Consider the following 19,838-nt stretch of genomic DNA (forward strand, 5'->3'; position numbering starts at 1 on the left):
GTGTCGTGCGCCCGCACGACCTCCGGAGGCATCCGCATGCCCATCAGTCCGTCCGTCGTCCTGCACGACGTCTCCTTCGCGTGGCCCGACGGCACCGTCGCGCTCGACCGCATCACCGCCGCGTTCGGTCGCGGCCGCACCGGTCTGGTCGGCCGGAACGGAGCCGGCAAGTCGACCCTCGTCCGCCTCGTCACCGGCCAGCTCGTCCCCACCGCCGGTTCCGTCGAGACGACGGGGGCCGTGGACCACCTGCCGCAGCGGCTCGCCGGAGCCGCACCGCACCTCCCGTCCGGAGCAGACACCGCCGTGTGGTCCAGTCTGGAGGCCCGTCCCGGCCCTCCGCGGACGGTCGCGGACCTGCTCGGGGTCGGTGCGCAGGTCACGGCGCTCCGCGCCGTCCTCGCCGGGGAGGCGACGCCGGACGACTTCGAGGTGGTCGGCGACGACTGGGACGTCGAGGACCGAGCCGGCGCGGCCTTGGCCGCCCTCGACCTCTGTCCGCGAGCGACCCTCGGCGCTGCCGACCTCGACCGCCCCGTCGGGACGCTGTCGGGCGGTCAGGCGGTGCTCGTCGCGGTCGCGGGGATCTGTCTCCGCGCGCGTCCGATCGCGTTCCTCGACGAGCCGACGAACAACCTCGACCGCCGAGCGCGGGCGGCCCTGCTCGCGCTGATCGACGACTGGCGCGGCACACTCGTCGTCGTGAGCCACGACCGGGAACTCCTGGAGCACGTCGACGAGGTCGTCGAGCTCCGCGACGGCGCTCTGACCGTGTTCGGCGGCACGTTCTCGGCGTACGAGGAGCACCTCGCCGTGCAGCAGGCCGCCGTCGAACGGGAGGTCCGGGTCGCCGAGCAGCGGTACCGTGCCGAGAAGCGGCAGCGGATCGAGGCCGAGACCTCCATCGCGCGACGTGCGAAGGCAGGGGCCGCGTCCGCCACCTCCATCCCGAGGATCCTGGCGAACGAGCGGCGGAAGCAGGCCGAGGCGACCGCCGGGCGGCTCCGGTCCGGACATGCGTCGGCAGAGGCGGTGGCGTCGGCGACGGTACGGGAGGCCGGCCGCCGCGTCCGACAGGACGAGACACTGCACGTCGAGTTGCCCGACCCCGGCGTGGCCGCGTCGCGGCGGATCGCGACGATCACCGTGCGCGGTCGGGACGCGGTCGTGCAGGGACCCGAGCGCCTCGCCCTCGTCGGCGACAACGGCGTCGGCAAGACGACCCTGTTGGAACAGCTCGTCGGGCTCCCGACGGCACGGGAACACCCGCTCCCCGACACCGGCGCGGTCGCCCACACCGACCGGGTCGGGTACCTCCCGCAGCAGAAGGACACCCTCGACGAGGACGCGACGGTCCTCGAGAACGTGCGACGCGCAGCGCTGGCCGTCCCGGTGCCGGAGCTGCGGAACCGGCTCGCGCGGCTGCTCGTCCGCGGGGACACCGTCGACCGGCCGGCGGGATCGTTGTCCGGCGGGGAGCGCTTCCGGGTCGCACTGGCCGGTCTCGTCCTCGCGGATCCGCCGCCGCACCTGCTCGTGCTCGACGAGCCGACGAACGACCTCGACCTGTCGAGCGTCGACCAGCTCGTCGCGGCCCTCCGGTCGTTCCGCGGTGCGCTCGTCGTGGTGAGTCACGACGAGCGGTTCCTCGGGGGACTCGGGCTGACGTCGCGGATCGAACTCAGCTGAGGCTCGACCGGCGGACCGGTCGGGCCGGGCTCGGCCACGCGGCGTCCCGAGACGCCCGTGGCCGAGGCCCGGCGTGGCAGCGCCCTCAGCGCCGCCGCGACGGCCGGATCGACAGCATCTCGACCGTGCCACGCTCCGGCAGGTCGACCACGGTGCGGACGGCATCTGCGACGTCCTCCGGCGCGAGGTAGTAGTCGGTGTCGTACTCCTCGCCGAGCTTCTCGGTGAGGGCCCGCTGCATGTCCGAGTCGGTGCGGCCCGGGTGCATGCTGGACACCCGCACGCCGTTCGCGCGTTCCTCCTCGCGCAGGGCGTCCGTGAAGGCCCGGAGCGCGAACTTCGACGCCGCGTAGACCCCACCGCCCGGACCTGCCGTGAAGCCGGCGCCGCTGTTGATCGTCACGACGAGACCGCGGGCGGCACGGAGGCCGGGCATCGCCACGCGGGTCAGTTCCGCGACCGCGAAGACGTTCGTGGCGAAGACGGCCTCCCAGGTGTCCCGCGGGGTGTCCGCGATGCGGGTGCCCTGCTCGACGCCGGCGGAGTGCACGAGGACGTCGATCCAGCTCGGCACGGCCGGCAGGTCCCCGGCGCCCAGGTCCCCGACGAAGGGCTCCGCGCTCGGCAGCTCCGCGACGACGGCGGCGACCGCGTCGGCGTCGCGTCCGCCGACGAGCACGTGGTGCGTCCGGCCCAGGTCGGCCGCGATCGCACGGCCGATCCCGCGGGTCGCTCCGGTGACGAGCGCGACCGGACGGTCGTTCGCGGCGGTGGGGACGGAGACGGGAGGCTCGGTGTCGGTCACGCAGGCAAGCCTACGGAACCGTCACCGAGCCTCCCGGACAGGACGCGCTCGCGCGCCGTGCTCACTCGTCCTTGGTCTCGCCGGCGCTCTGCCGGATGCGGATGCCCTGCATGATGTCCTCGGCGCGCTTCTCGTCCTGCTTGTCGGTCTGGCGGGTGTCGCGCTCGGGGAGCTGGATGTCCTCCTCCGCCTTGATGCCGGCCTGCAGCTCGCGGCCGCGCTCGATCTCGGCGTCGAACTCGGCACCGAAGAGCAGTGCGTTGTTCGTGATCCAGATCCAGAGGAGGAAGACGATCACACCACCGAGCGAGCCGTACGTGGCGTTGTAGTTCGAGAAGTTCCCGACGTAGAACCCGAAGCCGACGCTCGCGATGATCCAGATCAGCAGCGCGAGGATCGACCCGCCGCCGACCCAGGTGAACTTCGGCTGCTTGACGTTCGGCGACCAGTAGTAGAGCACCGCGACGATGACGATCGCGATGACGAGCAGGATCGGCCACTGCACGATCGACAGTACGGTCACCGCCACGTCGCCGAGGCCGATGACGTCCCCGAAGCTGCGGGCGAGCGGGGCGGACACGAGGGTGAGCAGCCCGATGACGAGCAGGACGACCGTGGTCACGGTGACGCCGAGCATGGTCGGACGGAGCTTCCAGATCGGTCGTCCTTCGCGGACGTTGTAGATGCGGTTCATCGCGCGGCCGAACGCGCCGACGTAGCCGGAGGCCGACCAGAGCGCACCGAGGATACCGACGATGAACGTGACGGGAGCGGCAGGCGAGCGGACGAGACCCTCGACCGGGTCGCGGAGGAGGTCAGCGACGTCCTTCGACCCGACGTTGCCGATGATCTGCAGCAGGGTGTCGATGGTCTTCGACGGGTCTCCGAACAGACCGAGGATGGACACGACCGCCAGCAGACCCGGGAAGAGCGCGAGGACGGAGTAGTACGTGAGGCCCGCCGCGAGGTCGGTGCACTGGTCGGCGGTGAACTCGCGGAGGGTCTTCTTCAGCGTGTACGTGACCGTCGGCTTCTTGAGGTCAGTGGGTGAATCCGGCTTGCGGGGGTCGTTCGCCGCCGGCTTCTGTGCTTCCTTCGCCATGGTCAGCCCTTCGCCGCCTTCTTCATCCGCTTGATCGACTTCCCCGCCCGCTTCGCGTCCTTCTTCTGACGCTTCTTCGCGGCTTCGCGCTCCTGGTACACCGGGTTGCCCGTCGGGTCCTTGCGCGCGAAGACGGGGACGCCCTTCGACTTGCCGTCCTTGCCGACCTTCACCGGCTTGAACACCGGCACGGGGGCGGGCTCGCGGAGCGCGGCGAGGCGACCGGCGGGGGTGCTCCCGATCCGGACGCCCACGACGATCGCCGCGACACCGGCCGCTGCGGTCATCGCGACCGCGACGAGGGGCGTCGGGTCGTGGCGCCAGCGCTGCTTGGTCTTCGCGACGGCCAGGCGCGTGCGCGCGGGCACGTCCGCCTTCTGCCGGATGCGGTCCACCGTCTCGGTGATCCGCTCCCGGGTGCGCACGTTCGCGAGCTCGAGCTCGGGGAGGGAGTCGTTGGGCATGCATCCTGAGTACACGCTCCGGACCGAGCGCACTCGCGGGACGCGCTCCGGTGGAGGTCCGGGCAGCGCACCGGGCGCTGCCGCCCATCCCCCGGCGCTGCTCCCGGCAACGCGTCCAGCGGCGTGGGCCTACCGTCCCCGTCATGCTGTTCCGGGACGTCGCAGAGGGCATCCACCGCCTCGAGCTCGCACACACCAACACCTACCTGGTCGAGACCGGGGACCGACTGCTCGTCGTCGACGCCGGGCTGCCCGCGGTCTGGCCGCACCTGCAGCTCGCCGTGCACGACCTCGGGTACACCCCCGACCAGGTCGAGGCCCTGCTGCTCACGCACGGGCACTTCGACCACGTCGGCACGGCCGCCCGGATGCACCGCGACTGGGGCACCCCCGTGTACGTCCACCCGGGCGACCGGGACCTCGCTGCGCACCCGTACTCGTACCGGCCGGCGGTGAACCGGTTCGGCTTCGTGCTGACGCACCCGGGCGGACTGCGGCCCCTCGGACGGATGCTGCTGGCGGGTGCTGCGACGGTCGACGGCATCGACGAGGTCGAGCTCATGGAGTCCCGCGCCGAGACCCCGGGGAACCCCTGGATCATCGAGACGCCCGGTCACACGGACGGACACGTCGCGCTGCACTTCGCGGACCGGGACGCGGTCATCGTCGGGGACGCCCTCGTCACGCTCGACCCCTACACCGGCGGCATCGGTCCGCGGATCGTCGCCCCGGCGGCGACGGCGGACGTCGACACCGCGGTGGCGTCGCTCGACCTGCTCGTCGACACCGAGGCCCGGCACGTGCTGCCCGGCCACGGCCCGTCGTGGTCCCGAGGCGTCCGCGCGGCTGTGGAGCAGGCGCGGCGGGTGGCCGGCGCGGCCTGACCCGCGGGGTCAGTGCGTGAAGGCGTACCCGATCAGGGCCAGGGTCACGACGGCCCCCGCGAGGTAGTTGAGCCACAGGAACCGCTTCCACCCCGCGTTCGCCGACTCGGCCTCGGCGTCGGTGACGTTCCACCACCGCAGCACGTTGAGCGCGTACGGCACGACGACGACTGCCGCGACCGGCCCGGGGAACGCCGAGAACAGCAGCGCCACCCCGGCCACCAGGTACATCACGAACGCGAGGCGGACGGTCGCGCGCGCGCCGATGACGGTCGCCACGGAGCCGATCCCCCCGGCGCGGTCGGCGAGCACGTCCTGCACGGCACCGAACGCGTGCGAGGCGATCCCCCACAGGAAGAACGCGATGCAGACCGCGGCGAGCTGTCCGGTCCACTCGGGTCCGGCGAGCGCGAGTCCGTAGACCGCCGGCGACACGAAGTGCGTGGACGAGGTGATCGAGTCGAGGAACGGCCGCTCCTTGAAGCGCAGTCCCGGTGCGGAGTACGCGACCACGGCGAACACGCTGACCGCGAGCACGAGCCACGACCACGGTCCGTTCCCGCTGGCCGCGCCGAGCAGCACGAGCGCGACGAGGAACGGCAGGTTCGTGACCACGACGGCCCACAGGGTCGCGCGGTGCACACTCCGGTCGAGCAGCGCTCCCTCGACCCCGCCCTTGCGCGGGTTTCGCAGGTCGGACTCGTAGTCGAACACGTCGTTGATGCCGTACATCGCCAGGTTGTACGGCACGAGGAAGTACACGACCCCGACGACGAACGCGAGCAGCGAGAAGCCGCCGCCACCCTCGACGCCGACCCCGCTGCCGAGCAGGTAGGCGGCGCCGAACGGGTAGGCGGTGTTCACCCAGCTGATCGGTCGCGACGAGACGAACAGGGCTCGGAGGGTGGACGGTCTGGAGGCGCGGGGCACGGTCATGGGGCCTCCTCGGGGGAACGGGACGGCTGGGACGGGCGTTCCGACCGTACCGGTCGGTCGAGCAGGACCCAGCAGCTCGGCAGCAGCAGGACCGCCCCGATCGCGTAGGCGAGGTCCTCCACGGGGAAGAGCCCGACGCGGGCGCCGAGGACGAGCGCCCGGTCGTACGCGACGACGCCGAGCCCGACGATGACGTTGTTGAACACACACGTCATGACGACCAGGACGACGCCGGTGACGACGCCGCCGAGGACGGTGGACCGCCGGCTGCGCCCGGCACAGACCGTGCCGCGGCTCCGGCGCGCCGACACGACACCGGCGGCGATCGCGGTCAGCACCGCCACCCCGAGGAACGGGACCGCGAGCAGGGCGTACGTCCCCGACCCGGTCACACCGGGCCTCCGCCCTGGACGTCGGGGACCGTGCCGGTGCCCTGTGCAGCCCGTCGCCGACGGAGGCGCTCGGCGACCGGGCGCACGGCTCCGAAGAGGTCCATCGTCGTCCAGCACAGCAGGACCAGGAAGAAGAACTCCTCGAGCGGCACGTCCGGGGCGAGGAGCACGCCCGTCAGCACCGGCGTCGTGCCGATGAAGAAGATCCCGAGGTGCACGCCGACGACGTCCCAGACCATGAAGAACGCGAGCCCGATGAGCATGACCACCGCGGCCCGGAGCGGCGCACGCCAGAAGAACAGCCGGTGGCGGGCGTCGAGCACCGCGACCCCGGCGATCGAGACGAGCAGGCCGGCCAGGTACAGCCCCGGCATCAGCCCGTCGTCCGGAGCGGCGGTGCGTCGGCCGACCGCGGGAGCGGGGTCGGCAACGGTTCGGTCGAGGTGTCCCCGTGGATCCGCTTGAGCAGGACCTCGGCGCTGATGAGGCACATCGGCAGGCCGATGCCCGGGATCGTCGAGGCGCCGACGTAGTAGAGCCCGCCGACCTTCGTGGACGCGTTCTTCTCGCGGAAGAACGCACTCTGCGTCAGGGTGTGCGCCGGGCCGAGCATCGAGCCGTTCCAGGCGTTGAGGTCGTCGGCGAAGTCCTGCGGCCCGATCGTCCGGCGGACGAGGATCCGGTCGCGCAGGTCCGCGACACCGGAGCGCTCGGCGATGACGTCGATCGCGCGGTCGGCGATGGCCTCGACCTGGGCGTCCCCCGCGCCGTCGATCCCACCCTTGCCGATGGAGACGTCGGCGGGCAGCGGCACGAGGACGAACAGGTTGCTCTGCCCCTCCGGCGCGACCGAGTCGTCGGTGAGCGAGGGCGCGCAGACGTAGATCGAAGCGGGGTCCGGGACGTGCCGGTCCTTCCCGAAGATCGCGCCGAAGTTCGCCTTCCAGTCCGCGGTGAACACCAGCGTGTGGTGCAGCAGCCCGGGGACCTCGCCCTCGACGCCGAGGTAGACGAGGACGGCCGAGGGACCGGGATCGCGCTTCTGCCAGTGCTCCGCGTCGTGCGTCCGGTGCTCCTGCTCGAGGAGTTCCATCTCGGTGTGCCGGAGGTCCGCCGCGCTGACGACGAGGTCGGCGTGCTCGACGTGCTCCGTGCCGTCCTGGTCGCGCCAGGCGACGCCGGTGGCCTGGCCGTCGTCGACCACGATGCGGGACACGGTGGCGCCGGTGGTGATCGTCGCGCCCTCGGCGCGTGCGACCCGCTCGACGGCGGAGATGAGCGCGCTGATGCCGCCCTTCGGGTAGAGCACCCCGTCGGCGAGGTCGAGGTGGCTCATCAGGTGGTACATGCTCGGCGCCGCGTACGGGCTCGTGCCGAGGAACACCGCCGGGTACCCGAGGATCTGCCACAGCCGTCGGTCCTGCACGGCGGACGCGGCGAACGAGGACAGCGGCTGGACGAGCAGGCGGGCGAGCTTCCCCAGCCGCTTCAGGACGTCGGGGGCGGCGAGCTTCGTGAGGTCTTGGAACGTCCCGTACAGGAACCGGCGCACGGCCATGTCGTACGTGTCGGCGGCGGAGTCGAGGTACTTGGCCATCCTCGCGCCGGCACCCGGCTCGATCGACTCGAACAGCGCGATGTTCTCCTCGCGCGAGGCCCGCAGGTCGATCGGCTCGTCGTGCCCCTCGGTGTAGACGCGGTACCCGGGGTCCAGCACCTGGAGGTCGAGCTGCTCGTCGGCACTCGTGTCGAGCAGCCGGAAGAAGTGGTCGAACACCTCGGGCATGAGGTACCAGCTCGGGCCGGTGTCGAACCGGAAGCCGTCCTGCTCCCACGAGCCGGCACGACCGCCGAGCTGGGTGCGCTGTTCGAGGACGGTCACGGCGAAGCCGTCCCGGGCGAGCAGGGCGGCGGCCGCCAGGCCGCTGATCCCGCCGCCGATGACGACGACCCGGCGGACGGGTACGGCCCGTCCGGTGCTCGGTCTGGTCGTCGGACGGGAGGCAGGGGTCGGGCTCAAGACGAGCCTCCAGTCTGTGTCGTGGCGTGTGGTGCGGTGGCGGGTGGCGCGCTCCGGGCGGACAGCGTGCCCCGCCGGGCGAGGACCCGCGCGGCGAGGCGGGCCTTGACGGGGTTCGGGACGCGGACGCGGGAGGTGATGAGCCGCGCTGCCGGGGTCGCGGCGATGCGGTCGTTGAGCTCCTGGAACAGGGCGTGCGCGAGGGCGACCGCGGGGCGGGCGTCCTTCGGCAGGAGCGGCACGGTGCGGGCGGCGCGGTCGAGGTCGGCCTGGACGTCGGCGACGAGCCGGTCCTTCGTGGCCTCGTCGAAGCTGCGGACGTCGACGCCGGGGAAGTACGAGCGGCCGAGCACCTCGAAGTCCGCGTGCAGGTCGCGGAGGAAGTTGACCTTCTGGAACGCGGCCCCGAGGGCCCGGGCCCCGTCGACGAGCACGGCGTCGTCGGAGGTCGGTCGTCCGGCGCGGTACACGAAGGCGCGGAGGCACATCAGTCCGACGACCTCGGCCGATCCGTACACGTATGTGTCGAAGGACGCCTGGTCGTGCTCGGTCTGGTCGAGGTCCATCCGCATCGACGCGAAGAACGGGCGCGTGAGCTCGGGGCCGAAGCCGGTCGTCCGGGCGCTCCGGGCGAAGGCGTGCACGACGGGGTTCACCGAGAAGCCGAGGGCCATCGCACGCTCGGTGTCGGTCTCGAGCTCGTCGAGGACCGTGCGGGCGAGCTCGGGGTCGAGTCCCGCCTCGGTCGCGGGGCCGTCCACGACCTCGTCTGCGACGCGGACCAGCGCGTAGACGTTCCGGATGTGCTCGCGGGTGTCCTTCGTCAGCAGTCGGCTGGCGAGGCCGAACGACGTCGAGTACCGGCTGATGACCACGCTCGAGGCGGCCTCGGCGGTGGCGTCGTAGAGCGGCAGGCGGTCGGGGGTGGTGCTCGACGTCACCGGACGCGCTCCACGAGTTCGGTGACGAGTCCCTCGAGCCGGGCGCCGAGTTCGTCGGGCAGCGTGGCCAGCTCGGCGCGGGCCAGGGCGGTGTGCTCGCGGATGTGGTCGAGGGCCGCGTCACGCGCACCGCACTCGACGAGGAGGGCGCGGAGACCGGCGGCCCGCTCCTCGGTGAGGTCCGGGTCGCCGAGGTAGGGCGCGAGGTCCGGCCAGCAGTCGGTCGTCGCCGCGTAGGCGATGAGCATGGTGCGCTTGCCCTCGCGGAGGTCACCGATCGCGGTCTTGCCGGTCGCGCCCTCGTTGCCGAAGACCCCGAGCAGGTCGTCGACGATCTGGTAGGCGATGCCGATCTCGCGGCCGAAGGCGCCGAGCGAGGCCACCACGGCCTCGGGCGCCCCGGCGAGCACGGCGCCGGACTGCAGCGGCGCCTCGAAGCTGTACACGCTCGTCTTGGCGCGTTCCATCTGGAGCACCTCGGCCACGGTCGGCATGACGCCGAGCGCGAGGTCGACGTCGGCCATCTCGCCGGCGGCACTGGCGAAGACGGCGTCGTCGAACAGGTCGAGCAGTCGGGACCGGCGCTCCCCGGTGACGCCGCTGGCCTCGATGAAGCGCGGGGCGGCGGCGAGCGCGAGGTCGCCCGCGATGACGGCCGCGCTCGTCCCACGGTGCTCGGCGGTCGGCAGCGGCAGCCCGCCGGTCGTCGCGGTGTCGCGGAAGGACCCGGCCACGTTCGGACGGCCGCGGCGGGACCAGTCGCGGTCGATGACGTCGTCGTGCACGACGAGCGCGGTGTGCAGCAACTCGTACGCGGCGGCGACGTGTGCGCCCGCGTGCTCGTCGTCACCCCCGAGCGCGGTGTACGAGGTGAGCACCATGCGCGGCCGGAAGCGCTTCCCGCCCATGCTCGCCTTGCGGAGCACGCGCCAGAGTTCCTCGGACGGTCGGCCGAAGGCCGCGGCCCGGGCGCTCGACGCCGTGAAGAAGTGCTCCAGGCACGCATCCACCAGCGCGAGGTCGATGTGCGCCACGGTGGCCGCTTCCTCGGTCATTGGCCTAATCTATCGAGGCAGATGAGCCTTTTCCCGGAAACCGTTGTCCTGCTCGACGAAGACCGTACCCCGATCGGTACCGCCGACAAGTTCACGGTGCACACAGACCACACGCCCCTCCACCTCGCGTTCAGCTGCCACGTGCAGAACGCGGCCGGGGACGTCCTCGTGACCCGTCGCGCCCTCGCCAAGAAGACGTGGCCCGGCGTGTGGACGAACTCGTTCTGCGGGCACCCCGGCCCGGACGAGTCGTTCGAGGACGCGATCGCCCGGCGGGCCGACCGCGAGCTCGGGCTCTCCGTGCACAGCGTCGAGCTGGTCCTGCCGGACTTCCGCTACCGCGCGGTCGACGCCTCCGGCATCGTGGAGAACGAGGTCTGCCCGGTGTTCCGTGCCGTGGCCGACGCCGATCCGCAGCCCGCGGACGACGAGGTGTCCGAGTGGGTGTGGCTGTCGGAGGAGAAGCTCCGCCAGGCCGTCACCGCCGCGCCCTTCGCGTTCAGCCCGTGGCTCGGGTGGCAGCTCGCCGAGCTGCCGCTCGACGCACTCGCCGGTCGGTAGCGCGTCGGCGGGCGCGACGCGCCCGGTCCGCTGCCGGGAGGCCCTTCCCCGGCAGCTGACGCACCGGTCCCGACGGCGTCGCCGTCGGCTCCGTGACGGCGGTGCGCCGCGCCTCCCGTCCGGGGTCTCCCCTGCCTTCAGTCGGTGTGCATCCGCGGGCCGTGCATAATGATCTGGCTCGGGATGTGAACGTGCACATGGGCGTGCTGCGGGCCCGAGCGGGAGAGAGCAGCAATGGCGACCACGCGGGCAGAGCAGCCGCGGTCCCCCAGCATCCGTGACGTCGCGCGGGTCGCGGGCGTCTCGCACCAGACCGTGTCGCGGGTGCTGAACAACTCGGACGCGATCCGTGCCGAGACCCGTGACCGGGTCCGCGCCGCCATGGAGGAGCTGCAGTACCGGCCGAACCGCGCCGCCCGCGCCCTCGTGACGAGCAGGACGCGGACGATCGGTGTCCTCACCGCGCAGCGCGCCCACTACGGGCCGACCGTGACCCTGCAGGCCATCGAGGACGCCGCGGTCCTGCGCGGGTACTCCGTCACGACCGCCAACATCGCGGAACCGACCGATGCGGCGGTGCGCGACGGGCTCGGTCACCTGCTCGACCAGGACGTCGAGGGCATCGTCGTCATCGCTCCGCAACAGCGGGTGTTCGACCTCATCGAGGAGCTCGGCGTGCGCACCCCGTACGTGACGATGCGCTCGAGCGTCGGCGAGGACCCGACAGCCCTCTGGGTCGACCAGATGGAGGGCGCCCGGCTGGCGACCGCGCACCTGCTCGACCTCGGTCACGAGTACGTGCGACACATCGCCGGCCCGCAGGACTGGATCGAAGCGGACGCCCGGATGCAGGGGTTCCTGCGCGAGATGTCCGACCGGGACAAGCCGGTGCAGCCCCCGGTCCTCGGCGACTGGACGGCGGACTTCGGCTACCACGCCGGGCGGGAACTGCTCCGCTACCGGGACTGCACGGCGGTGTTCTGCTCGAACGACGCGATGGCGCTCGGCGTCATGCACGCCGCCCGCTCCTACGGGCTCGACGTCCCCGGCGACCTGTCCGTGGTCGGGTACGACGACATCCCGGAGGCGAAGCACTTCTGGCCACCGCTGACCACCGTGCAGGTGGACTTCGCCGAGCTCGGGCGCCGGAGCGTGGACATCCTGCTGCCGAGCGGGGACGACCTGCTGCGCCCGATCGACATCGTCCCGCAACTCGTCGTCCGTGGATCGACCGGGGCTCCGCGCCACCGCTGAACCGGTCGGTCTGTCCCCAGCCCGAGGGGCGTGCGAGCCACTGCGCGCGGAAGTGCCCGCAGCGTTACCGAATCGCGACCCGTCCGAATTGACAGCCCGGGCGAGCCTGTGCGTAGGATTACCTCCGTTCCTCGATGTGACCGTTCACATGGCCCGTCACACGGGGGACACCGGACGCGACAACGAAGTCCGCACGCACCCTCGTGCCCTTCGGATGCCGCAGCTGTTCCACCGAAGGACTGCCGCATCGCAGCGGCAGAAGGAGATGCACCGTGGCGTCAACCCCACAGGGTCACGACCCGATCGAGAGCGGGCTCGAGACCCGTTCGATCACCGCTCCCGAGACGATCCTCGAGATGCGTTCCATCACCAAGGAGTTCCCTGGTGTGAAGGCGCTCTCCGACGTCTCGCTGAGCGTCCGAGCCGGCGAGATCCACGCGATCTGCGGCGAGAACGGCGCTGGCAAGTCCACGCTGATGAAGGTGCTGTCGGGCGTGTACCCGTACGGCACGTACGAGGGCGAGATCGTCTACGAGGGCGAGGAAGTCCGCTTCTCGAACATCAAGCAGTCCGAGCAGGCCGGCATCGTCATCATCCACCAGGAGCTGGCGCTGATCCCGGAGCTCTCCATCACGGAGAACCTGTTCCTCGGCAACGAGCCGGGCCGCTTCGGTCGCATCGACTGGACCGCCGCGCAGCTCCGCGCGCAGGACCTGCTCGCCCGCGTCGGCCTGGCCGACGACCCGGACACGCAGATCAAGAACATCGGTGTCGGCAAGCAGCAGCTGGTGGAGATCGCCAAGGCCCTGCACAAGGACGTCAAGCTCCTCATCCTCGACGAGCCGACCGCCGCGCTGAACGAGAACGACTCCCAGCACCTCCTCGACCTCATCGTCGGGTTGAAGGCCAAGGGCATCTCGAGCATCATCATCAGCCACAAGCTCAACGAGATCGAGCAGATCGCCGACGAGATCACGATCATCCGCGACGGCAAGACCATCGAGACGCTCAACGTCAAGGCGGACGGCGTCAACGAGGACCGCATCATCCGAGGCATGGTCGGTCGGTCGCTCGAGTCGCGCTTCCCGGACCGCACCCCGAAGATCGGCGAGACGTTCTTCGAGGTCCGGAACTGGACCGTGCAGCACCCGCTCGACGCGTCGCGCCTGGTCTGCAAGGGCTCGAACTTCCACGTCCGCCGGGGCGAGATCGTCGGCTTCGCCGGCCTGATGGGTGCCGGCCGCACCGAGCTGGCGATGAGCCTGTTCGGTCGCTCGTACGGCACCTGGCTCGACGGGCAGATCATCAAGGACGGCCGCGAGATCAAGGTCACGAACGTCCAGCAGGCCATCGACAACGGCCTCGGCTACGTGTCGGAGGACCGCAAGGCCCTCGGCCTCAACCTGCTCGACACCGTCAAGCGCTCGACCGTCGCCGCCGACCTGAAGAAGATCTCCAAGGGCGGGGTCGTCGACTCCCTCGAGGAGTACTCGGTCGCCGAGAAGTACCGGAAGATGCTCCGCACGAAGGTGCCCTCGGTCGAGGACAACGTCGGCAAGCTCTCCGGCGGCAACCAGCAGAAGGTGGTCCTGTCGAAGTGGATGTTCACCGACCCGGACATCCTCATCCTCGACGAACCCACCCGCGGCATCGACGTGGGTGCGAAGTTCGAGATCTACGGGATCATCCAGCAGCTCGCGGCCGAGGGGAAGGGCATCATCCTCATCTCGTCCGAGCTCCCCGAACTCCTCGGTCTCTCCGACCGGATCTACACCATCTTCGAGGGGCAGATCACCGCTGACCTCCCGGCCGACCAGGCCGATCCAGAAACGCTCATGCGCAGCATGACGTCCGCGCGGAAGGGCGCCACCGTCTCATGAACAACCTGAAACTGCTCTTCGGCAAGGGCAACAGCATCGGCCAGTACGGCATGATCATCGCGCTCGTCGTGCTGCTCATCCTGTTCTCGATCACGACCCAGGGGCTCATCCTCGAGCCCACCAACGTGATCAACCTGTTCCTGCAGTACTCCTACATCCTCATCCTCGCGCTGGGGATGGTCATGGTGATCATCGCCGGCCACATCGACCTGTCGGTCGGTTCGGTCGCGGCGGTCGTCGGCATCGTCGTGGCGCAGTCCATGGCGGTCTGGCACTTCCCGGTCTGGGCGGCGATCGTCCTCGGGCTCGCCATCGGCGCGCTGATCGGTGCGTGGCAGGGCTTCTGGGTGGCGTTCGTGAAGGTCCCGGCCTTCATCGTGACGCTCGCCGGTCAGCTCATCTTCCGTGGTGCGAACCAGATCATCGGCTCGTCCACCTCGGTCCCCGTCCCGGACGCGTACACCCCGATCGGCGCCGGCTTCCTCGGTGACTTCGGTCCCGACTTCGGTTTCAGCAACGGAACGCTCATCATCGGGCTCGCGACGATCGCCGCGCTGATCATCATCGAGGCCCGTGGCCGTGCCCGCCGCAAGAAGATGCACGCCGACGTCCCGCCGCTGTGGGTCTCGATCGTCCGCACGGGCATCCTCGTCGCCGTCACGCTCTTCGCGACCTACCTGTTCGCCGCCGGTCCGGTCGGCACCTCGGTCCCGATCGTCGCGATCATCCTCGGCGTCCTGACCATCGTCTACGGCTTCGTCACGAAGAACACGATCTTCGGCCGCCAGGTCTACGCCGTCGGTGGCAACGCCAACGCCGCGGTCCTGTCCGGTGTCTCCGCGAAGAAGGTCAACTTCTTCGTCATGATGAACATGTCGGTCCTCGCCGCGATCGCCGGTATGGTCTTCGTCGCCTACTCGGGCGCCTCGGGCCCTGCGGACGGCACCGGCTGGGAGCTCGACGCGATCGCCGCCGTGTTCGTCGGTGGTGCCGCCGTCGCCGGTGGTGTCGGCACGATCTCCGGCTCGATCATCGGTGGTCTCGTCATGGCGCTGCTGTCGAACGGCCTGCAGCTCATGGGCCTCGAGTCGAACCGCGTCCAGATCATCCGCGGTCTCGTCCTGCTCGTCGCCGTCGCCTTCGACGTGTACTCGAAGTCGCAGGGCCGCCCGTCGCTGATCGGCGGCATGATGCGGCAGTTCCAGCGCAAGGACACCGAGGACAACACGATCGGTGCGCAGCAGCCGCGCTCGATCGAGGACCAGCCTGAGAAGGTCACCCTCCCCTAGCTCGGGGATCCCGGCGGTCGGGTGACCGGCTGCCGGGACACCCGGTACGACCCATCCACCACAGCGGGGCCCCGGCCCCACCTCCTCAACGAAGAGAAAGCAATCACATGCGCAAGAAGATCGTCGCCGGCGTCAGCCTGGCGCTCATCGCGGGCCTCGCCCTCAGCGGCTGCTCGGCCCGTGGCAACACGGAGGGCTCCGACTCGGGTTCGGGCTCCGGCTCCAGCTCGACCATCAAGAAGGGCGACCTCATCGGCGTCGCCCTCCCGGCGAAGACCTCGCAGAACTGGGTGCTCGCGGGCGCCGCGTTCAAGAAGTCGATCGAGGAAGCCGGCTTCAAGGCCGACATCCAGTACGCCAACGCCGGCAGCCCGGTCCCGGACCAGCAGTCGCAGATCTCCGGCATGGTCACCAAGGGTGCCAAGGCCGTCATCATCGGTGCCGCCGACGGTTCGCAGCTCGGCTCGCAGGTGAAGGCCGCCAAGGCCGCCGGTGCGACCGTCATCGCCTGGGACCGCAACATCCTGAACACCGAGAACGTCGACTACTACGTCGCGTTCAACAACTTCAAGGTCGGCCAGCTCCAGGCGCAGGCGCTCCTCAAGGGCCTCGAGGAGAAGAAGGGCGACAAGCCGTACAACGTCGAGATCTTCGCCGGTTCGCCGGACGACGCCAACGCCACCGTGTTCTTCAACGGTGCGATGGACGTCCTGCAGCCGAAGATCGACGACGGCACGCTGAAGGTCACCTCGGGCCAGACCACCTTCCAGAAGGTCGCCACCCAGGGCTGGCTCGCGCAGAAGGCCCAGTCGCGCATGACGGACCTCCTGGCCCAGTACTACACGGGTGACACCGAGCTCGACGGCGTCCTCTCCCCGAACGACACCCTGGCCCGCGCCATCCTCACCGCGACCAAGGCCGCCGGCAAGGACAACCCCGTCGTGACCGGTCAGGACTCCGAGACCGCGTCGATCCCGCTCATCATGCAGGGCACGCAGTACTCGACCATCTACAAGAACACCACCGACGAGGCCCAGGCCGCGATCGACCTGGTGTCCGACCTGGCCGACGGCAAGAAGCCGGAGACCGTGAAGGACAAGAACAACGACAACGGCAAGAAGATCGTCCCCACCGTCGAGCTGACCCCGGTCCTCGTCACCAAGGACAACGCCGTCGAGGCCTACAAGAACGACGCGACGCTCTCCGAGCTCGCCAAGAAGGGCTGAGCCTGCCCGCTCCAGCAGAAGGGCCCCGTCGCGTCAGCGCCGGGGCCCTTCCTCGTTCCCGCCCCCGCCGCGGCGTTCCCGGGCGCCGGCCTGGAGGCCCGCCCCGCGCCTCCAGGCCGGCTCGGTGTGCCCGTGCGCCGGTAGCGTGTCCCCGTGGCCGAGGGTGCGGTGATGGAGGTGCGGGCGGTCCTCGCGCTCCTCGAACCGGTGTTCCGCGAGATGCTGCACGCCGACGAGCTGCGCTCGACCCGCTTCCACCTCACCCCGGCTGACGACCCGTGGGGGCACGCCCTCCAGCCGGACGACCTGGTCGAGACGAACAACGCGGTCGTGTGGTGGCGGATCGCCGGAGAGCGTGGAGTGTCCGGGGGGCTCTGGCTCGACGACGGGCCCGAGATGATGGCCCGCTTGGTGCAGAGTGCCCTGCAGGAGTTCATCGCCGAGAGCCGCTTCGGCTGGGGACAGTTCCGCGGGCCGCACAACCTCCCCTGACTGCTCGCCCGCCGGTCCTCCGCACCGGCCTGGAGGCCCGACCCGCGCCCCTCCGCACCGGCCCGGTCCGGCGTCCGGTCGCGTCGGTCAGCGCACCGCGAGCAGCGCGCCGTGCGGGCGGGGACCTGGCGTCGTCGCCACTGTCCGGGTGTGGACCTCGAGCACCGTGAAGCCCGCGGCGCGGACCGCGTCGGCCAGTGCGTCGGGCGGCCAGCGGTACGCGGTCGTCACCGCGTGGTCGAACGGCTCCACGCGGTCGCCGGTGAAGAACCCGACGAGCAGCCCGCCGCCCGGTCGGAGGACCCGCGCGGCCTCCGACAGCGGCCGAGCGATGCTCACCGGGTCGTGGTGGACGAGCGAGTACCAGGCGAGCACCCCGGCGAAGTGCCCGTCCTCGGCCGGCACGTCGTCGACGCTGCCCAGGTGGAACCGAGCGGACGGATGGGTCCGCCGCGCGTGCTCGACGAACGCCGGCACCTGGTCCAGTCCGACGACGTCGAGCCCCCGGTCGGCGAGGTGGCCGCTCCAGTGGCCGGGGCCGCACCCGGCGTCGAGCACGGAGCCGCCGAGCCCCGCCGCCCACGTGGTGACGAGGTGGACGTCGGCAGGGTGCACCGACCCCATGGACCCGAGCTGCTCGGTGTACTCGGCTGCGCGCCGTCCGTACGCGTCACGGACGGCGCCGCTGTCGGCCCCCGAGCCGGTGGACATGCTCAGTCGCGCCGCTGCATCGCCGACAGCCGCTCGTTGTACGCGTCGAGCTCGGCGTCGCCGTCCCGCTCCGCCTGGCGGTCCTTCCGCTTGGCGGTGCGCTCGTCCGACCGCACCCAGTTGCGTACGACGATGAGCACGACGAACACCATCGGCAGCTCGGAGGCGCCCCACGCGATGCCGCCGCCGGTGTGCTGGTCGTCGAGCAGTGCCGCGTCGTTCGTCTGTCCGAGGGCGTGGAACCAGTCGATCGCGTACACCGACTGCGACGTCATCACCGCGACGCCGAAGAACGCGTGGAAGGCCAGGGTCGCGAGCAGGGCGATGATGAGGATCGGGTACTGCGGGCGCTGGGGGCCCGGGTCGATGCCGACGAACACCCAGAAGAACAGGTACCCGCTCAGGACGAAGTGCACGATCATCACGATGTGCCACTCGTGGGACTGCATCGCGTACTCGAACGCCGGCGTGAAGTAGAACACGACGAGGGACCCGGCGAAGACCACCCCGGCGACCGCGGGCTTCGCGAGGAACTGCATCCACCGCGAGTGCACGAAGAGCATGAGCCATTCACGGGCACCACGTGAGCCGTCGTTGCGCACCGGCAGGGTCCGCAGCGCGAGGAGCACCGGACCGCCGAGCACGAGCGGCAGCGGGACGAACATCATGAGCAGCATGTGCTGCACCATGTGCGACGAGAAGTGGATCATGCCGTAGACGGCCGGTCCCCCGGAGGTCGTCCAGATGAACACGGCGCAACCGACGAGCCAGGCGATGGTGCGGCCGACCGGCCAGGAGTCACCGCGCTGCTTGAGCTTGCGGACGCTCCACAGGTACCAGCCGGCGCCGACCAGGGCGAGCGCGAGCCACATCCAGTCGATGTGCCAGTGCGACAGGTAGGTCTGCATCGTCTGCTCGGGCGGGTACGGGTACCCGATGAGCCCGGAGCGGGTGTCGGCCCCGGTCTCCGGCGTCTGCGGGATCGGCGGCTGGCTGCGGGCGACGGCGACCGAGACGCCGATCGCGACGGCCATGAACACGATCTCGGCCAGGGCGAAGCGGACGAACAGCCGGCGGTCGGTCGGGGCGCGGAGCAGCCCGGGCACGAGCTTGCGGCGCTGCACGACCCCGGCGATCCCGAGGAGCACGAGGATCGCCGCCTTCGTCGTGATGAGCCAGCCGTAGGGCGTCGTGACGAGGTCGAGCGGCCCGGTCAGCCGGAGCTGCGCGTTGACGATGCCGGAGAACGCCACGGCGGCGAAGGCCCACCCGGCGAGCGTGGAGTACCGCGCGACGACCCGTCCGGTGGCGCCCTTCGTCCGGACACGCAGGAGCACGACGGCGACGAGTCCACCGGCCCAGACGCACACGCCGAGCAGGTGCACGGCGAGCGAGTTGACGGCGTTCGCGTGCTCGAGCGAGCCGGCGGCGTGGCCGGAGAGCGCGAGCGGCAGCAGGGCGAACAGCGCGGCGACCGTGGCGACGGCGAGGGTCGTGGCCCGGGTGGCGAACGCGGCGACGAGCGTGGCGATGAGCACGGCCGCGGCGGAGACGACGAGCGACTGCCCGATCTCGACCTGGAATGCGAAGAGCAGGAAGTTGCGGGCGAAGACGGGGCTCGTCAGCGGGACGCCGAGGGTGTTCGCCCCGGTCAGGACGATCCCGGCGACCGCGGCGAGGAACCAGACCGACCCGGAGACCGCCGCCCACCGAGCGGCCCGGTGCTGCAGGGAGGACATCGCCCCGTGGTCGGCCTTCTGCGCGGGCAGCGCGAACGCGGCGACGATGAGCAGACCGACGGTCAGCGCGGCGACCCCGTCGTGCACACCACGGGCGGCGACGAGACCGAACTGCACGACGTCACCCGCGGAGACGAGCTGCTGGTTCGCGGTGAACGCCCCGGTGATCGTCATCCCGAGGAGCGCACACGCCACGACGAGCGGCAGGGCGATCACGAGGACGGTCGCGACGGTGGACGTGCGGGTGGTGACGGGCGCGGTCTCCGGTGCCGGGCCTCCCGGTCGGGAGGCGGTGTCCGGACGACCTGCGGCGTCGGGGTGGGGCTGGGGTGACGTGACGGCCATACCTGTCTCGGGTCGGTTCCGTCCGCGGTCCGCGGACCCTCCATCGTAGGCGC

General features: G+C 70.9%; 19 protein-coding genes. 8 read left to right on the forward strand and 11 right to left on the reverse strand.

Features of this window, described 5'->3' with window-relative positions; all coding sequences use genetic code 11:
- The first annotated feature begins 36 nt into the window (after positions 1 to 36).
- Complete coding sequence (locus DEI95_RS10055) at positions 37 to 1,689, forward strand: ABC-F family ATP-binding cassette domain-containing protein (protein WP_111060191.1); 1,653 nt, start codon at positions 37 to 39, stop codon at positions 1,687 to 1,689.
- Between the two features lie 85 nt (positions 1,690 to 1,774).
- On the opposite strand, the gene DEI95_RS10060 is transcribed toward DEI95_RS10055, so the two are convergent.
- The 3 genes from DEI95_RS10060 to DEI95_RS10070 all read right to left on the reverse strand — a co-directional run bounded on the left by DEI95_RS10060 (position 1,775) and on the right by DEI95_RS10070 (position 4,060).
- Positions 1,775 to 2,494: an SDR family oxidoreductase gene (locus DEI95_RS10060; protein WP_111060144.1), complete on the reverse strand. Its 720-nt coding sequence runs from the start codon at positions 2,492 to 2,494 to the stop codon at positions 1,775 to 1,777.
- A 61-nt stretch (positions 2,495 to 2,555) separates the two neighbouring features.
- A complete protein-coding gene (locus DEI95_RS10065; protein ID WP_110823296.1) occupies positions 2,556 to 3,596 on the reverse strand; it encodes a YihY/virulence factor BrkB family protein in 1,041 nt (346 codons plus the stop codon).
- Positions 3,597 to 3,598: 2 nt separating this feature from the next.
- Entirely contained in the window at positions 3,599 to 4,060 is a 462-nt protein-coding gene (locus DEI95_RS10070) for a hypothetical protein (protein ID WP_111060145.1), read from the reverse strand.
- 143 nt (positions 4,061 to 4,203) lie between these two features.
- Here DEI95_RS10070 and DEI95_RS10075 point away from each other — a divergent pair, with 143 nt between their 5' ends.
- Positions 4,204 to 4,944, forward strand: a complete 741-nt coding sequence (locus tag DEI95_RS10075; RefSeq protein ID WP_181436272.1) for an MBL fold metallo-hydrolase — start codon at positions 4,204 to 4,206, stop codon at positions 4,942 to 4,944.
- Positions 4,945 to 4,953: 9 nt separating this feature from the next.
- On the opposite strand, the gene DEI95_RS10080 is transcribed toward DEI95_RS10075, so the two are convergent.
- From DEI95_RS10080 to DEI95_RS10105, 6 genes are read right to left on the reverse strand one after another with little or no spacing between them, the layout of a single operon-like run.
- Positions 4,954 to 5,880: a prenyltransferase gene (locus DEI95_RS10080; RefSeq protein ID WP_111060146.1), complete on the reverse strand. Its 927-nt coding sequence runs from the start codon at positions 5,878 to 5,880 to the stop codon at positions 4,954 to 4,956.
- Positions 5,877 to 6,272, reverse strand: coding sequence for a lycopene cyclase domain-containing protein (locus tag DEI95_RS10085; RefSeq protein ID WP_111060147.1), 396 nt, complete (start codon positions 6,270 to 6,272; stop codon positions 5,877 to 5,879). Before DEI95_RS10085 ends, DEI95_RS10080 begins: the two co-directional genes overlap by 4 nt.
- Positions 6,269 to 6,646 carry a lycopene cyclase domain-containing protein gene (locus DEI95_RS10090; protein ID WP_110901024.1) on the reverse strand — a complete coding sequence of 126 codons (378 nt, stop codon included), beginning with the start codon at positions 6,644 to 6,646 and terminating at the stop codon, positions 6,269 to 6,271. The genes DEI95_RS10085 and DEI95_RS10090 overlap by 4 nt, the downstream gene beginning before the upstream one ends.
- Positions 6,646 to 8,292, reverse strand: coding sequence for a phytoene desaturase family protein (crtI, locus tag DEI95_RS10095; protein WP_111060148.1), 1,647 nt, complete (start codon positions 8,290 to 8,292; stop codon positions 6,646 to 6,648). Before crtI ends, DEI95_RS10090 begins: the two co-directional genes overlap by 1 nt.
- A complete protein-coding gene (locus DEI95_RS10100; RefSeq protein ID WP_111060149.1) occupies positions 8,289 to 9,233 on the reverse strand; it encodes a phytoene/squalene synthase family protein in 945 nt (314 codons plus the stop codon). Before DEI95_RS10100 ends, crtI begins: the two co-directional genes overlap by 4 nt.
- The gene (locus tag DEI95_RS10105; RefSeq protein WP_111060150.1) at positions 9,230 to 10,288 is read right to left on the reverse strand and encodes a polyprenyl synthetase family protein; all 1,059 of its coding nucleotides are present in this window, start codon (positions 10,286 to 10,288) and stop codon (positions 9,230 to 9,232) included. Before DEI95_RS10105 ends, DEI95_RS10100 begins: the two co-directional genes overlap by 4 nt.
- A 21-nt stretch (positions 10,289 to 10,309) precedes the next feature.
- Between DEI95_RS10105 and idi the strand changes: the two genes are divergently transcribed.
- The 6 genes from idi (at position 10,310) to DEI95_RS10135 (ending at position 16,990) form a co-directional block, all read left to right on the forward strand.
- Complete coding sequence (idi, locus tag DEI95_RS10110) at positions 10,310 to 10,849, forward strand: isopentenyl-diphosphate Delta-isomerase (RefSeq protein ID WP_110823279.1); 540 nt, start codon at positions 10,310 to 10,312, stop codon at positions 10,847 to 10,849.
- Positions 10,850 to 11,083: 234 nt separating this feature from the next.
- The gene (locus DEI95_RS10115) at positions 11,084 to 12,103 is read left to right on the forward strand and encodes a LacI family DNA-binding transcriptional regulator (protein ID WP_110823277.1); all 1,020 of its coding nucleotides are present in this window, start codon (positions 11,084 to 11,086) and stop codon (positions 12,101 to 12,103) included.
- A gap of 356 nt (positions 12,104 to 12,459) precedes the next feature.
- Positions 12,460 to 13,983: a multiple monosaccharide ABC transporter ATP-binding protein gene (gene mmsA, locus DEI95_RS10120; RefSeq protein WP_181419447.1), complete on the forward strand. Its 1,524-nt coding sequence runs from the start codon at positions 12,460 to 12,462 to the stop codon at positions 13,981 to 13,983.
- Positions 13,980 to 15,272: a multiple monosaccharide ABC transporter permease gene (gene mmsB, locus DEI95_RS10125; RefSeq protein ID WP_110823275.1), complete on the forward strand. Its 1,293-nt coding sequence runs from the start codon at positions 13,980 to 13,982 to the stop codon at positions 15,270 to 15,272. Before mmsA ends, mmsB begins: the two co-directional genes overlap by 4 nt.
- 107 nt (positions 15,273 to 15,379) lie before the next feature.
- Complete coding sequence (locus DEI95_RS10130; protein WP_110823273.1) at positions 15,380 to 16,498, forward strand: sugar-binding protein; 1,119 nt, start codon at positions 15,380 to 15,382, stop codon at positions 16,496 to 16,498.
- Positions 16,499 to 16,651: 153 nt separating this feature from the next.
- Positions 16,652 to 16,990: a hypothetical protein gene (locus DEI95_RS10135; RefSeq protein ID WP_111060151.1), complete on the forward strand. Its 339-nt coding sequence runs from the start codon at positions 16,652 to 16,654 to the stop codon at positions 16,988 to 16,990.
- A gap of 87 nt (positions 16,991 to 17,077) precedes the next feature.
- Here DEI95_RS10135 and DEI95_RS10140 read toward each other — a convergent pair whose 3' ends face one another.
- Both DEI95_RS10140 and DEI95_RS10145 read right to left on the reverse strand, forming a co-directional pair.
- Positions 17,078 to 17,701, reverse strand: a complete 624-nt coding sequence (locus tag DEI95_RS10140) for a class I SAM-dependent methyltransferase (protein WP_111060152.1) — start codon at positions 17,699 to 17,701, stop codon at positions 17,078 to 17,080.
- A 2-nt stretch (positions 17,702 to 17,703) separates the two neighbouring features.
- The gene (locus tag DEI95_RS10145; RefSeq protein WP_111060153.1) at positions 17,704 to 19,785 is read right to left on the reverse strand and encodes a cytochrome c oxidase assembly protein; all 2,082 of its coding nucleotides are present in this window, start codon (positions 19,783 to 19,785) and stop codon (positions 17,704 to 17,706) included.
- Positions 19,786 to 19,838: the final 53 nt, after the last annotated feature.

Source organism: Curtobacterium sp. MCBD17_008 (assembly GCF_003234475.1).
In the GTDB taxonomy this organism is placed as follows: domain Bacteria; phylum Actinomycetota; class Actinomycetes; order Actinomycetales; family Microbacteriaceae; genus Curtobacterium.

Bases quoted from the DNA above. Each gene is read 5' to 3' on its own strand.
- DEI95_RS10065 (WP_110823296.1), bottom strand. From the start codon at position 3,596: ATGGCGAAGGAAGCACAGAAGCCGGCGGCGAACGACCCCCGCAAGCCG.
- DEI95_RS10055 (WP_111060191.1), top strand. From the start codon at position 37: ATGCCCATCAGTCCGTCCGTCGTCCTGCACGACGTCTCCTTCGCGTGG.
- DEI95_RS10070 (WP_111060145.1), bottom strand. From the start codon at position 4,060: ATGCCCAACGACTCCCTCCCCGAGCTCGAGCTCGCGAACGTGCGCACC.
- DEI95_RS10090 (WP_110901024.1), bottom strand. From the start codon at position 6,646: ATGCCGGGGCTGTACCTGGCCGGCCTGCTCGTCTCGATCGCCGGGGTC.
- DEI95_RS10145 (WP_111060153.1), bottom strand. From the start codon at position 19,785: ATGGCCGTCACGTCACCCCAGCCCCACCCCGACGCCGCAGGTCGTCCG.
- DEI95_RS10105 (WP_111060150.1), bottom strand. From the start codon at position 10,288: ATGACCGAGGAAGCGGCCACCGTGGCGCACATCGACCTCGCGCTGGTG.
- mmsB (WP_110823275.1), top strand. From the start codon at position 13,980: ATGAACAACCTGAAACTGCTCTTCGGCAAGGGCAACAGCATCGGCCAG.
- DEI95_RS10130 (WP_110823273.1), top strand. From the start codon at position 15,380: ATGCGCAAGAAGATCGTCGCCGGCGTCAGCCTGGCGCTCATCGCGGGC.
- DEI95_RS10115 (WP_110823277.1), top strand. From the start codon at position 11,084: ATGGCGACCACGCGGGCAGAGCAGCCGCGGTCCCCCAGCATCCGTGAC.
- DEI95_RS10075 (WP_181436272.1), top strand. From the start codon at position 4,204: ATGCTGTTCCGGGACGTCGCAGAGGGCATCCACCGCCTCGAGCTCGCA.
- DEI95_RS10080 (WP_111060146.1), bottom strand. From the start codon at position 5,880: ATGACCGTGCCCCGCGCCTCCAGACCGTCCACCCTCCGAGCCCTGTTC.
- idi (WP_110823279.1), top strand. From the start codon at position 10,310: ATGAGCCTTTTCCCGGAAACCGTTGTCCTGCTCGACGAAGACCGTACC.
- DEI95_RS10140 (WP_111060152.1), bottom strand. From the start codon at position 17,701: ATGTCCACCGGCTCGGGGGCCGACAGCGGCGCCGTCCGTGACGCGTAC.
- mmsA (WP_181419447.1), top strand. From the start codon at position 12,460: ATGCGTTCCATCACCAAGGAGTTCCCTGGTGTGAAGGCGCTCTCCGAC.